The 15,068-nt window shown below is 42.7% G+C and carries 9 protein-coding genes; 5 read left to right on the top strand and 4 right to left on the bottom strand.

What is annotated here, in order from left to right:
- Positions 1–9: 9 nt before the first annotated feature.
- The 5 genes from MusilaSJ_RS23745 (at position 10) to MusilaSJ_RS23725 (ending at position 6,695) form a co-directional block, all read left to right on the top strand.
- Positions 10–1,626: a RagB/SusD family nutrient uptake outer membrane protein gene (locus MusilaSJ_RS23745; protein WP_274987247.1), complete on the top strand. Its 1,617-nt coding sequence runs from the start codon at positions 10–12 to the stop codon at positions 1,624–1,626.
- A 35-nt stretch (positions 1,627–1,661) separates the two neighbouring features.
- The gene (locus MusilaSJ_RS23740; RefSeq protein WP_274987246.1) at positions 1,662–2,873 is read left to right on the top strand and encodes a glycan-binding surface protein; all 1,212 of its coding nucleotides are present in this window, start codon (positions 1,662–1,664) and stop codon (positions 2,871–2,873) included.
- A gap of 383 nt (positions 2,874–3,256) precedes the next feature.
- Positions 3,257–4,723 carry a cellulase family glycosylhydrolase gene (locus MusilaSJ_RS23735; protein WP_274987245.1) on the top strand — a complete coding sequence of 489 codons (1,467 nt, stop codon included), beginning with the start codon at positions 3,257–3,259 and terminating at the stop codon, positions 4,721–4,723.
- A gap of 207 nt (positions 4,724–4,930) precedes the next feature.
- Positions 4,931–5,791, top strand: coding sequence for a helix-turn-helix domain-containing protein (locus MusilaSJ_RS23730; protein WP_274987244.1), 861 nt, complete (start codon positions 4,931–4,933; stop codon positions 5,789–5,791).
- A 79-nt stretch (positions 5,792–5,870) separates the two neighbouring features.
- Positions 5,871–6,695, top strand: coding sequence for an MBL fold metallo-hydrolase (locus MusilaSJ_RS23725; protein ID WP_274987243.1), 825 nt, complete (start codon positions 5,871–5,873; stop codon positions 6,693–6,695).
- Between the two features lie 104 nt (positions 6,696–6,799).
- Here the strand turns inward: MusilaSJ_RS23725 and MusilaSJ_RS23720 are convergent, their stop codons facing one another.
- The 4 genes from MusilaSJ_RS23720 to MusilaSJ_RS23705 all read right to left on the bottom strand — a co-directional run bounded on the left by MusilaSJ_RS23720 (position 6,800) and on the right by MusilaSJ_RS23705 (position 15,045).
- Positions 6,800–8,311 (bottom strand): alpha-L-fucosidase, encoded by a 1,512-nt coding sequence (locus tag MusilaSJ_RS23720; protein ID WP_274987242.1) that lies wholly within the window; start codon positions 8,309–8,311, stop codon positions 6,800–6,802.
- A 32-nt stretch (positions 8,312–8,343) separates the two neighbouring features.
- On the bottom strand, positions 8,344–10,371 hold the full coding sequence (locus MusilaSJ_RS23715; RefSeq protein ID WP_274987241.1) for a beta-galactosidase: 2,028 nt from the start codon (positions 10,369–10,371) through the stop codon (positions 8,344–8,346).
- Positions 10,372–10,466: 95 nt separating this feature from the next.
- Positions 10,467–12,866, bottom strand: a complete 2,400-nt coding sequence (locus MusilaSJ_RS23710) for a glycoside hydrolase family 2 TIM barrel-domain containing protein (RefSeq protein WP_274987240.1) — start codon at positions 12,864–12,866, stop codon at positions 10,467–10,469.
- A 22-nt stretch (positions 12,867–12,888) separates the two neighbouring features.
- Positions 12,889–15,045, bottom strand: a complete 2,157-nt coding sequence (locus MusilaSJ_RS23705; RefSeq protein ID WP_274987239.1) for a glycoside hydrolase family 3 C-terminal domain-containing protein — start codon at positions 15,043–15,045, stop codon at positions 12,889–12,891.
- Positions 15,046–15,068 lie beyond the last annotated feature (23 nt).

Below are 15,068 nucleotides of genomic sequence, written 5' to 3'. Positions count from 1 at the left end.
TCAAGATTTATGAAACGTATCAAAATAAATATAGCGCTGCTGGTTATCGGTATAATTATGATAAGCAGCTGTAAAAAAGATTACCTTAACCGCCCCCCGTTAACCGGTATCACTACTGATAACTTTTACAAAAGCGGTTCAGATTTAAGATTGGCTACAGCTACACTTTACGCGCAGCCCTGGGCTACCTGGAATAACTTTCCATTGCTTGGTATGGGAGACATCATGAGCGGCAACATGTTACAGCCTTATAATGCCGATCTTGTTCAGCTTACTACCTTTTCCATCACACCGCAAAACGGAACGCTAACATCGGCATGGCAAAGCTTCTTTAACGTTATAGCGCATTGCAATATCAATCTTAAGGCCATTAATACCAAAATGCCCGATAGCGTAGCCGTAAAAAGTAAAACAGGCGCGCTTGGTGAAATCAGGTTTATTCGTGCTACTTCCTATTTTTATCTTGCCCAGTTATGGGGCCCTGTACCTATTGTAGAAGATAACGATAAATTGATAGCTAACCCGCTGGTACCCCGCCATAAGCTTGAGGATGTATACAAGTTTATTATCAATGATTTAAGATACGCCGTTGCTAATTTGCCCCGAACTGACCAGCCTGGCCGTGTTACTACATGGTCGGCACAGGGTATGCTGGCAAAAGTTTATTTAACCCGGGCCGGTTTAAATCAAAAAGGCTCACGCAACCAGTCTGATCTGGACAGCGCTGCGTACTATGCCGGTAATGTTTGCAAAACCAGCGGTTTATCTCTTTTACCAAGCTACTACAATCTTTTCAGGACACAGTTTAATGACAATTCTGAATCATTATTTGCCTATCAATGGGCGCCTGGCGTACCTTACGGGCAAGGTAATTCCATACAAGCCCAATTTGCACCAAGCGGAAGCCTTGTTACCGGCGGCGGCGGCTGGGGCGGCGCAATTGGTCCGACGATAGATCTTGCCAACCAGTATACTGCCCAGGACTCGGTACGCCGCAAAGCTACATTTATGCTTACCGGTGATAAGTACCCTGAGCTTAACGCGACAGGCGGAGGCTACACATCAACTGGTGTAAACGTTAAAAAACACATAGTAGGTACCGCAGCCGATAATAATTCGCCTACGATGGACCTTTGGTCATCTATAGAGCACAATACAGTATTACGCCTTGCCGATGTATATTTAATTTATGCCGAAGCCCTCTTAGGCAACAACACATCAACCACCAACGCAGATGCATTGCTGTACTTTAATCAGGTACGCAGCAGGGCCGGTGTTGACGTTGTTACCCAACTTACTCCTGATATCATTATGAAGGAAAGACGGATTGAGCTGGCGTTTGAAGGCCAGTACTGGTTTGACCTGGTGCGCCTTTCTTATTACGACCCTAACAAGGCAATCTCCATAATTAGTAAGCAAATAACCCTTACAAATGACCCTGATCCTAATAACAGGTATATACCGCGTTCGCAATTTAGCTATGATCCGGCCACTGGAGTAAAAAAAGCATCTAATAATAGCCTGATCATAACGCCGCCGACCATTAACACCTTTACGCTGCCTATACCGGCAAATGAACAAACGGCAGATCCTAAGTTGTTGGAGGCTCCTGTACCCTATTATTAATTGCATTCAGAATCGTTTAGATAATTCTTAAAATCATGAAAAAATTAAATTATTATATCAAAAGCGGCCTGCTGCTTACCCTGCTTGCGGCGGTGGTTTTTATGGCTGGCTGCAAAAAGGATTCGTCATCATCAAAAGGCACTCCTGTAATTACCTCTATTCGTAATTATGTGGCCCATCCCGGAGATTCGCTGCTGAGCAGTGTGGGTACCGGTCAATGGGTAGTTATTTCGGGTAAAAATTTAAAAGGTGCACTTGCTATCAATTTTGATGGCGTAAAAGGCTCTTTTAATGATGCCTGGTTTTCAGATACCAGCGCTATCGCCCTGATCCCGGCTGTTATTGCGTTCCCGACGGTACCTTCGGATAAGCTGAATACCATACAATACATCACCAATCATGGTCAAACTACATTTTCGTTCCCTATTGTAGCGCCCGCCCCTACTATTACAGGCGTTTCTAACGAAGACGCTAACCCGGGCGATTCGGTTAAAATAAACGGGCTTAGCTTTTTCTTTGTTAAAAGCGTCATTTACGGTGGGATCAATATTACCAACTTTAAATCGTCAAATGATGGTACAAGCATCAGTCTTGCAGTGCCTGCAGGTATCACACAAACGGGTGGTATTATAAGCGTTGAAACAAAATCAGGTAAAGCTGCCACTGTTTATTCGATACACAATTTTGTAAACGGGGTATTGAATAATTACGATAACATTAATAATTTCTCGTGGGGTTCGGGCACTTCTAATAGTTCGGCAAACTACCCCGGCAATACCGGTTACTATGGTATATTAAAGGCGTCTAATGTTCCTGCCGGCGATGGATCCTGGTGGAATGACGGCAGGTCAATCAATACAAACTCGGCGCAATGGATACCTCAGGCCAACATGAAAGATACCTTAAGCCATTATGTTTTAAAATTCGAGATATCGGTTACTAAGCCATGGACAAACGGCTCTATCCAGATAGTAAAAGATTACTCATGGAATTATTCAGCCCTTTATCATCCATGGAAAACCTCCACAGGAGCAACAGTTCCGTTTACTACCAAGGGCTGGCAAACAGTTACTATTCCATTGTCAAATTTTGTTGACAGTAAAGGCTTTCCGGCACCAACTCTTTCAGATCTGCTTGGTTCAGCAGGAGCCGGTGCCATCAACGTTACATTTACTAATGATGGCTCAAGTACTGTTCAAAATTTTGAGGCAGCTGTTGATAATATCAGAGTAGTAAGAATTAAATAAGCGAGAGAGTTAGTTGATTATAAATGAGTGCGCGGGGCCTTAACAGGTCCCGGCATTTTTTTAGCTGATGCCTGGATATTAAAACTCTGAAAGCTGAGATACGGAGAAAACTCCGGTAAAGAATTTAATATAACTGTTCATAACCTGACAGCAGTTTAAATTAAAAAGTAAAAGTTAGTTGAATAGTGAATGCCTGGGGTTGTAGCAGGGCCCCGGCATTTTTAACGACGTAAGCTAACAAGGCTATGTGCAGCATGAAATTTTAAAAACGGTTTTGCGTGCATCAAATGGCTACACCATAATTGTTCCAATACTTACCTAACCCAAACCAATAATCGCATGCAAAAACAAACAAAGAATTTATTACCAATCATTTAAAAAAAATGAAAAAAACATTTTTCTTAAAACCAGTATTTTTAATAGCAATTATATTGATTTCGTTTTTTTCGTGTAAAAAAACGAACAGCGCCCCGCCGGAACTTACGGTAAACCAAACAGCAATAACTTTTACACCCCAGGGCGGTACGCAGGATTTTTCTATTTCCTGTAATGCAACATGGAATATCGTTAATCCAGGCTCCGCCTGGCTGCAGTTAAGCACCACCTCAGGCAACAGCGGCAGTATCGTTATTCATATCAAAACGTTATCAGAAAACGGTACAGGATCAACACGTTCCAGTACTTTAACCATAAACTCCTCAAACGGACAGGCACGAACCTTAAAAGTATCTCAAACGTCTAACCTTTTCCCCAATTACAATACTTCGCCAATAGCTCCTGATGCAACCGGGATGAGCAGTAACGCTGTTCAGCTTGCCGCGAAAATAAAATTGGGTTGGAATATCGGCAATACACTGGAAGCTTCTGGCGGCGAAACAGGCTGGGGCAATCCGCTAATCACTGAAGATTATGTAAAATTTGTAAAACAGCAAGGCTTTAATGCTATACGCCTTCCCTGCGCCTGGAACATGGGGCATTTAAGTAATGCGGCAACTGCGCAAATAGATCCAAACTGGATAAAAAGAGTAAAAGAAGTGGTAGGTTATTGCGTAAACAACGACATGTACGTTTTGCTGAACATCCATTGGGATGGCGGCTGGCTTGAAAACAATATTACCCAGGCAAAACAGGATTCGGTTAACGCTAAACAAAAGGCATTTTGGGAACAAATTGCAACGGCTATGCGCGATTTTGACGAACATTTGATGTTTGCCAGCGCCAATGAGCCAGCTGCAGATGATGCCGCCGCAACAGCAATACTTTCTACCTATCATCAAACCTTTATTAATGCAGTTAGATCAACCGGTGGTAAAAACGCTTACCGTGTATTGGTACTTCAGGGGCCCTCTACTAATATGGAGAAAACAAGTGCTTTTATGACCAATCTTCCGCAAGATCAGGTGACAAACAAGCTGATGGTAGAGGTACATTACTACTCTCCTTTTCAGTTCTGCTGCCTGTTGGACAATGATGCAAGCTGGGGTAAAATGTTCTATTATTGGGGCACAGGGCACCATTCGGCTATTGAACCTGAACGAAATGCCACCTGGGGCGAAGAAAGTGATGTCGATGCCTCATTCAACCTAATGAAAACAAACTTCGTTGATAAAGGGATTCCTGTTCTTTTAGGCGAATATGGTGCCTACAGGCGCGACAATACTGCGCATGTTCCTTTAGATTTACCGACACACGAGGATGCGGTAGACTATTGGAATTTTTATGTTACAAAACAAGCGAAAACACGTGGCATGCTGCCATTTTACTGGGACACAGGCGGTGCCCTGGACAGAAGAAATTATACTGTAAAAGATCAGCGTACAATAACCGCTATCAAACAAGGAGGAAATTAAAAAAAAACACCCGGGGCTTCGACTGGTCCCGGGTGTTTTTTGTTTATAAGTTAAATTGACATCTTCAATTTCATCAGCGCCGGATTCACCGCCTTATTTTTTGCTAAATTAAAAATCAGCAAGACGTTACATTAGCGACCGGTCTAATTACTTTTTTCCTTCTTCAGCTGGATTTCTTAAATTAACAAATCTTCTATTAATTTACAGATGATCCGGTTTGATTTTTATAAAAATAAATATGGTAAAGAACTGCTCATTGACTGCTTTAATGTAGCCGAAATAGCAAATCGAAGTTTATCATTGCAAGAGCTACACGCGACTTCCTTTTATGAGATGTTTTTCTTTAAAGAAGTAAGCGGGCATATTTTACTGGAGGGAACCCGTTTGGAACTTGGTGGCCCCGCGGCTTTATTGTTGCCCCCTGCCAAACCACGTCAATGGCAATTACGTACACTTCCCGAAGGTATGGTTGTAATATTTGAGGGAGAGTTTATAGAAACTTTTCTTAAAGACAATCATTTCCTGAACAGGCTTTATTATTTTGGCAACTACGATGCCCCGGCTACTTTGCCGTTAGAAAAAGACGAGTTAGATGCATTACTCGGGTTATCGAAACACATAAAACACGAAATTGACCTGCTTGCCTCCGACAGCTATCATTTATTAAGGGCATATCTTTACCAATTACTTATCAGGGTTAACAGAAATTACACCGATCATTATCAACTGAAAGGCAATCTATACCGGAACAATGAAATTTTAAAATTCAGGAATCTGCTGAGGCAGCATATCCGCATGAAGCAGACTGTTAAGGAGTATGCTGATTTACTCGATGTTAATCGGAACCGGCTTAATCATTTATGCCAGGAGACCTTTGGAAAAAATGCCTTATCAATAATCCATGATGAGCTGCTGAAATCATGTAAAAGTGATTTATTAACCACAGGCAAAACCATTTCAGAAATTAGTTATGAACATAACTTTTCTGCACCATCTAACTTTGTTCGCTTCTTTAAATCATTAACGCGAATATCACCTGCCAGTTATCGCCAGGAGTATGCAAATTGATAATAACTAAAGCATACTGATAGTATTGCCGGTTTTTGCAGCAATAGCTTTGCATCGTAATATTTAACTCAATAAAACGATGACAAATCAACTTCCCAAAGCAAGCATTTACCTGGTAAAGGACAATGGCAATGTAAAGGTTCATACGCTGGTATCTCCGGCACCAATGTTTGCTAATGCAACACATATCATTGAATTACCCGGGGAATTAATCCTGGTAGACGGACAGTTTTTCGCTCAATACGGACAGGAATTCCGCACATTGGCCGACAGCCTTCAAAAACCGATAACCCGTTTTTATGTAACTCACGACCACCCCGACCATTACCTGGGCATGGGCGATGCCTTTGCAAACGCAAAAGTTTGCGCGCTGCCGGAGATTATAGAATCACTGCTAAAACATGGGCCGCGGCAATTACTGGAAAAACAACAACAAATGGGCAGCCTGATAGCCAGTAAACTTGTGCTTCCCACAGAAACTATTGAGCCTGGCGAAGAAATCATAGGCGGAACCAGGTTCATTTTTGAGCGTGTTTTAAATACCGAGTCGCCAAGCGCTTTGGTAATTAAGCTTCCGGAATTAGGGATTGTAATTGCCCAGGACATTCTTTATCACAATGCCCATGCTTTTATCACAGGCCCTGTTGATGGCTGGAAAACTGCGTTGAAGGAGCTCAGAGCAAGTGATGGATATGATGTCATTTTACCGGGGCACGGAACGCCTGCCGATAAAGCGGCAATTGATAACGCGTTGATCTACCTTGACAAAAGCTGCGAGATCTTCTCTAAAACGAACAATGCTGAAGAATACAAGCAGGCCCTGTTAGCAGCGTATCCTTCTTACGCGGCTGCAAAGCTGATAGATATTTATAGCCCAATACTTTTTGGCGGTCAAAAACATTAAATCAAATGCCAAAATTGCCGGCAACAGTCTTCAAAAAATGACAGGCCCTCCTGTTGAAGCAGAAGGGCCTGTCTTTTAATTTATTTATCTTAAGCCGATTTCCCTTAATCAGCAAGCTCAATCTTAAAACCTGATACCTTCCAGCCAGGTAAGTTCACAGGCTTTTTGATAACAAGCGCATCGGCTCCCTGTTCCCATTGTATTTTTTCTTTGCTGCCCAAAAGTGTCACGGAATGTATTTTTTTGGTGTTTATTACCGACGATTTACCAAGAGACTTGATCCGAATATCTGCGGTGGGTGTGTCAAGTAGAAATGCATATAACTTATTGCCATTGCAGGTGAAGCGGATATCTTCTGCGGTGTATTTTATCCGGTCTTCGTTAAAGTTATCGGATTTAACTTTTACTGCGTTTTCCGGGCGTTCTCCAAATTTTTTCCATGGTCGTGATCCGTAGATCCCTTCACCATTGGCAGCCGTCCATTTGCCTATCTCATCAAGTGTATTCAACATATCGGGCTCTAAATCTCCCTCGGGTGTTTGCACAATGTTTATCAGCAGGTTACCATTTTTACTTACTATATCTACCAGCATTCGTATAATATCGGTACTGCTTTTGTAGGTTTGGCCGGTGCGGTAAAACCAATCGCCTATAGAAGTATCAGTTTGCCATGGATACGGGCTGATGGAATCCTGAACGCCCCGTTCAAGGTCCTGTACCCACATACCCTGCGAAGGTTGTTTGCAATTATATACAGCGGTGAGTTGGCCATTGTTGTAGGCCATATTTCCGTTGTAAAAATTAGCTAACATGTCCCTGCCAATATCCCCAAACGGGAACCCACTATCTGAATAAAGCAGGTCAGGGTGATAGCTGTCTACCAGTTCTTTGACAGACTTATACCATGTTCGTTGCCATTCCGGATCCCTGGTTAACCAGCCGCGGTCATCGGCTTTCCCTTTGGGATGGTATAAATCGGCATAAATGGGATTGTTGGCATCATATGGAACATCTTTATAAGTTCCTGAAGTATCTGCGCTATGAGCTGGCTGGTACCAGGTAAAGCTTGCTCCCAAATGCTCCGACACGCCAAATTTAAGACCATTCTTCTTAGCCTCTTTTTGCCAAATGCCAACTACATCTTTATGGGGCCCCATTTGTACAGCATTCCACCGGTGCAGTGAAGAATTCCATAAAAAGAAATTGTCATGATGAGTGCCCATGCTAACAAAATATTTTGCGCCGGCCTTTTTATATAGCGCCATCAATTTTTCAGGATCCCATTTTTCCGCCTTCCATAAGGGTATGATGTCTTTATAACCAAACTTTGACGGATGCCCGTAATGTGCAACGTGATATTTATTTTGTTCGCTGCCCTGAATGTACATGTTACGGGCATACCAATCACCCTGGCGGGGCACGGCTTGCGGCCCCCAATGCGCCCAGATACCAAACTTGGCATCTCTGAACCACGCAGGATACTGGTATTGTTTAAAAGAGGTATCGGAAGGTTTGAACGGGCCGTTGTTAACGGACAGCTCTTGTCCATGCAGCATTAACGACATCCCGGACAGGACGAAACTAAGTGCGAAAATCTTTTTAAGGTTAGTTATCATTTTTTCAGGTATTTATATGTAATTGGAAAAATCTATCGCAGTTCGATAAATTCGGGCTCATAGGGCGCAAGCGAAAAACTTCCGGCATAGTCTTTATCAAACAATATACTTTTAGATGCGTGTTTGGGGTCGATAGTCTGCGGCTTACCGGTTAAATTTAAATAAAGTATATGCTTACTGTCAATAAATCTCGCCATAACACCTTCCGGTACTTCAGGGCCTTGCTTCAATGAAAGCGAATCAGTAAGGCTATCAATTAAAGGATCTATTAATGCGGATTTAGCTGAAAGTCCAAGATATATAGCAGTGCCCTTGCCATATTTGTTTGTAGTTATAATCGGGTAGCTTTTATCTAAACTGGTTATGTTGCCAATCACTTTTGCACCCTGCGGATGAATGACATCAAAACGGGCTGATTCAGTTTTAATGTTCTTAGAACCGAAACCAACCTCTATATCCTTGTTTTTAAAGTTTTTTGGCGAGATCTCGTTAAAATTTTCGGTTTCTTCATACCCGGAAACACGGATACCGAAAACATCGCTTAACAAACCCGGATGAGTTGCAGAAAAAACCTTTCCTGTTTCATTTGTAACCGCGGAGTTGGCCGTCATGATGACAGTGCCGCCGTTATAAATAAACTCCCTGATCTTTCTTGCGGTTACTGTGTCCATAACCGTAACACCCGGGATTACCAATAATTTATAGTTTAGCGGGCTTTTGGTAATTTCAACCACCCGTGTATCTATGTTCTTTCTAAAAAAAACATTAAAGCATTCGGCTAACTGTGCATCGTGCCTTTCGGGAAAGGCGCTGCTTGCTATTTGGCTTGGGAAAGAAAATGCCAAACCCACATCTGCCTTAACTTTATAAGGAAAAAACTTTTCGATTTTCTTAAACTCGGAAGCTATCTGCTTGTATTCGTCATATTTCCGGTTTACTCCGCCGTCCCAGTCCACCATGCCTTCCAGGTATTGCTCTTCACCGCCATGCATGCTTTGCCAGGTCCAGCCGCAAACCATTTGATTACCGAACATCAGTGAAGCGTAAGCTGATTTTCTGATGGAGTTTGGAACCGCTGTCATTGTTGTAAATTCTGTACACCAAAAGGGATTTGTACTCTCAAACTGAATCCTGGCGATTCCAAATGAGGCATCCATCAATCCGTAATTATTCACCAATGAGTTTCCAGGGTAAAAACCGCAGCCTTCTCGTGTCATTTTTCCTGAATAAGCAATTTGTGAATAATCAAAATAACGCTTATCGCTGTAATACCACGCGTTTGTATTAACGAACGCCTTGGGCGCGTTTGTATTCACCTTTTCAATCACCTTCAACAAAAACTCATTGATCTCGTCCGATTCAAACCGGCGAAAATCCAACACCCTTTCCGGCGGCCCGCTGATATTGCCCGACGCTGGCAGACCAACCTCATCAAACTCATTAATTTTTCGCGACCAACGCTGTCCTGCCCATGCAACATTCAGCTGCGCTGTGGTTTTATATTTCTGTTTCAGCCATTCAATAAACCGTAACCGTGCCTGCTCCGAATAGGATATCGGCCCGTCTCCCGACTCGTTATCAATGCCAAAAGCAAGCAAAGCCGGATGATGACCATATCTCTTTGAAAGCACATCGGCGTATCTTACAGCGTACTTTTGGTAATCAGGATCTCCAATATCTTCCATATACCTGTGGTTAGGATATAACCTGTTGCCGGATGCATCGGCGACGTTTATGGATGAAAATTTATGCTGTAGCCAGATGGGGGCCGGACGTATGGCGATATCTAAAATTACCTTGATACCAGCTTTATCCATCAAATCCATTACGGTATCGAACCATTTGAAATCAAAGTTCCCTTCAGAAGGCTCGTAGCTATCCCAAGCCAAATGCCCCATTCTTACAACCCTGAAACCGGCGTTCTTCATCAGTTGAATATCACTTTTCCATTTTTCTATATTCTTATCATCATGCGGGTGATAGTTGGTTCCAACAAACAGTTGCTGAGCATTTAACCTTAAGGTAAATAGCAGCAAAAGCAGAATTGGAATGTATTTCATTCTTCTCATATTATATTAATTTTAGCCACAATATGGCCGGGGCATTCATGTTAACTCTTTTTATAACCTCCTATTTGTTGCACATTTCCACCGGGTCAATGTGTGAGCGCATTAACAGTTATAGTTGCTTCAGATAAACTTGCTGAACTAACGGTAAGCTTAATATCGCCGGCATTATGAGTGCTCCTGATTACCACCATGGCCCGGCCATGCCAGGCTTTGCGCGAATTGCCTGTATATGGGTCAGTGTCCTTGACATTCGCATTATCCACTCCGGCTATTACACCAGGCCCTTCAATTTTAAATTGAAGTCGATCTGATGCGTTTGGTTGTAGTACGCCATCCTTATCAGTGATTTCAATTGAAACATAGGATAGGTCCTGCCCATTCGGCAATAGCTGCTTACGGTCGGCAATGAGCCTGACCTTAGCAGCGGAGCCTGAAGTTTGCAGCGTAGTTGATTCAATTTCCTTATCATTCTCAACGCCCACTGCTTTGAGGGTCCCTGGCGTATAGGGTACTGAGAAAATAGCTTTAAATTCCTGATTTACTGTTGTAGGCTTCTCCTCAAGAAGTTTGTCATTGAAGTAAAGCCTTACTTTGGGATATTTTGAATATACGTCTACGTCTAATTTTTTGCCCTCAAAGCCTGGCCATGTCCAGCTTTCCCAGGTAGGCCATACCGACCACCAGGTTTCTTTGATTTCCAGTGGTTCGGGCTTGGGCTCGCGGACAGCCATGTACAGCTTTTCCTTATCGTTGTACAACATGCTGCGGTAGTGCGAAATCGGTTTTCTCCATCCGGTTAAATCTATATCTCCGCAATACGCACCATGCCACGGAAAAAAATCATTTTCCCAATGTTCTCCTGGCACATCGCCCGAATAATACCAGCGGCCAATTCCCGATTCGCCTAAATAATCTATCGCTGTCCATACAAAATCGCCAATAATATAATTGTTGTTTTGTACCAGCTTCCAATTGGCAAAGGCATCTCGCGGGTATGATTCGGTCTGAAAAATAACACGGGAGGGCACCCTTTTATGATCTGCGGGCGCACCTTGAAGTTGGTAATTATAGCCGCAAACATCATGAGCTGCCATAAGCGGATCTAAAGATTCCCAGTCATTGCCCCACTTTACAATTGCCGATGTTACCGGTCGTGTGCTATCTATACCTTTAACAATACCTGCAAGCATTTTAGCGGTCACAACAGCCTCCGGCTTGTTTCTCTCAACAACCTCATTACCGATGCTCCACATAAAAATTGAAGGATGGTTCCTGTCGCGCAGCACCATTGTTTCCAGGTCGCGTTTCGACCATTTATCAAAATATACAGAATAGTCGTGTTTGTTTTTACCAATTCTCCAGCCATCGAAAGCCTCATCAATAACTAATAAACCTAACCTGTCGCAAGCTTCTAAAAAAGCTTCGGAAGGTGGATTATGAGATGTACGCACAGCGTTGAAACCGGCAGCTTTCATTAACTCAACTTTACGTTCCTCGGCCCGGTCAAAAGCAGCGGAGCCAAGGCAGCCGTTGTCATGATGAACACATCCGCCGCTAATCTTTACGGTTTCACCATTAAGCTGGAAACCTTTTTCCGGCGTGAATTTTATTGAGCGGATACCAAAAGTGGTCTTTGTCTCATCAATTTTTTCATTGCCTTTTAATATCTGAATTTGGGCATGGTATAAATATGGGGTTTCCGGTGTCCATAATAATGGCTTTGATACTTTTATAATTTGGGTGATCTCTTTTGCGCTGTGTGCCGGTAACGCCAAATTTGTGGTATTATTTCCCGCATCTTTAAAGCTACCGGACAGCAGCCGGGTGTTAACAGCAATGCGCTGCGGAAAGTCGGTTTCATTTTTTATCGTAGCCTTAACCTGTACCGAAGCCTGCTTTGAAGAAACTTCGGGTGTTGTAATAGCTACTCCCCAGTCGGCCACATGCAAGGGATTGGTGGCGTCAATCCACACATGGCGGTAGATCCCGGAACCACTATACCATCTGCTGTTTATTTGCTGTGAATTATCCACACGTACAGCTATCACATTCTCTTTGTTAAAATCCAGGTAAGGCGAAAGATCATACCTAAATGAAGAATAACCATAAGGGCGAACACCGAGTGATTTTCCATTGATAAACACCTCCGAATTCATGTAAACACCCTCAAAATAAACGGAAATGCTTTCTCCTTTCCATTCAGGAGCTACCTTGAACGTTTTTCTATACCAGCCAATGCCTGCCGGGAAATAACCGCCTGCACCTCCCGTTGGATTTTTGGGGCTTACGCTCCCTTCAATGCTCCAATCATGCGGCAAGTCAAGGTTACGCCAGGCATTATCATTAAAATCCCGTAACCTTGCCAACGAATCATCGCCCAGGCTAAATTTCCAATTGTAATCAAACTGCTGTTTTCGCCCGGAAGACTGAGCGAAACTTACAACACTGTAAGCCAAAAGCAAGATGACTATTGTTGTATTTTTCATAAAGGTGGTATGCTTAACACAGTTATTTAACTGTAATCTTGGTTTTAAGAATGATATTACGGGATGAATTACCTAACTCAAGAACGTATTCGCCGGCTTCTGTGTTCCAGCCTTTTTTTGCTTCATCATAAAATGCCAGATCTGCAACTTTCACCTGCATTTCTACCGTTTTTGTTTCGCCCGTTTTTAAAAATATCTTCTTAAAAGCTTTAAGCTCTTTTTCGGGGCGTTTTACAGAACAAACCGGATCGTTCACATACAATTGCACAACTTCGGCACCACTTCTTTCACCTATATTTTTGATCGTAAACTTCGCATGGATTGTTTCACCCTTTTTATAGCTTGATTTATCTGTGGAAAGCTTGCTGATTGAAAAATCAGTATAGGAAAGACCATAACCAAACGGGAACAGAGGTTGAATATTTTTGGTGTCATACCAGCGGTATCCTACTAAAATTCCTTCTTTATATTCGGCTGTGAGATTATTGCCCGGATAGGTATTTAAATTAAACGCCGGCGAATCATTTAACGAAGCCGGGAAGGTAAATGGCAGCTTACCCGACGGGTTTATAGTCCCTTTTAACACATCGGCGAGCGCGTTGCCGGCTTCTGAGCCGTTAAACCATGACCAAACAATAGTGTGATTTGATTTTTTGATTTCGTTCAGGTCAAATGGTGCGCCAGCCATTACTACAATAACAGTATTTGGATTAACGGCACTTACGGCGTTAACCAAAGCCTGTTCACCAAAAGGCAATTCCAGGCTTTTACGATCATGGGCTTCACTTTCGTATTCACGGTTTGAACCAATACACAAAATGACAACATCACTGCTTTTAGCAAGTGCTACGGCTTCATTAATCAGGTCCTGATCGGGTTTATTATAGTCACCATTTTGTTCGGCAGTTTTACTCGCCTGGTACTTTGCCCTGTAACCCTGTGCAAACCTGATATCAGCAGTTTTACCGAACCTTGACTTTATCCCTTCTAATGCGGTAACCTCATATTTTGCTTTTACACCCGCACCATATCCCCCCAAAGCGAAAGTACGTACGGCATTATCCCCTATAACTGCGATGCGTTTGATCTCACTTGCTTTTAAAGGCAATAATTGTTTATCGTTTTTCAACAGAACTATGGATTCTGAGGCAATATCATACGCTGCCTTAGCATGCTCAGGGGTTGAGATTGATCCTTTTGGATGGTTGGCACTCATGGATGTATGATACATGAGCCATAAAATCCTGCTCACTTTATCGTCAATTGTTTTTACTGAAACCTGGCCGGCTTTAACAGCGGTAAGCAATGGTTTGGCCAAATACCATTGGTCATAAGGTCCGCTTGAACCCATTTCAATATCAAGGCCGTTATTTGCCGCCGCGACGGTATGGTGCGTGCCGGCCCAATCAGACATTACCACACCTTTAAAGCCCCAGTCTCCTTTTAAAACTTTGTTTAATAAATAACTATTTTCAGAGCACCAATAACCATTTAGTTTATTGTAAGCCGACATAACAGTATAAGCATTGCCCTGCTGAACGGCAGCTTTAAAGGCTGGGAAATAGATTTCCTGCAAAGCCCTTTCATCAACTATTGTATTTACACTATCGCGGTTAAGCTCCTGGTTATTGGCGGCAAAATGTTTAATACAGGCCGCCACATGCTGACTTTGAATCCCTTTTACCGATTGAATGGCCAATTGGCTATTTAAATAGGGGTCTTCTGAGTAATATTCATAAGTACGGCCGCAAAGGGGCATCCTGCAGATATTAAATGCCGGCGCAAGCATCACATTTTTTTTACGGGCATTCGCTTCTTCTCCTATCACCACACCGTATTTATTGGCCATTATGGGGTTCCAGGTTGCAGCTATTGCCGATCCATTGGGTAAAAACGTGGCAGAATCGGTTGTCCAATTGGCCGAAGCCCAGTCAAAGCGTTTTATTTCCTCGCGCACGCCTAATGGCCCGTCGTCACAGGTCAATTCAGGGATACCTAAACGCGGCACACCTGCCGAAGAAAACAAAGCGTTGCCATGCAACATTTGTATTTTCTCTTCAAGTGTCATCTTTTTGATGATACTATTGATCTTTAATTTAAAGGCTGCATCGTTTTTGTTTTGTGCGGATACACTACCAAACAAAAAAAGCGCGATGAAACAGGTAATTATATATTTCATAAACATTATTTCTTCAAATCTTT

The sequence above is a fragment of the Mucilaginibacter sp. SJ genome (assembly GCF_028993635.1).
Taxonomy (GTDB): domain Bacteria; phylum Bacteroidota; class Bacteroidia; order Sphingobacteriales; family Sphingobacteriaceae; genus Mucilaginibacter.
The sequence above is the reverse complement of the archived record's forward strand: the minus strand, read 5'-3'. Positions and strand labels throughout refer to the sequence as shown.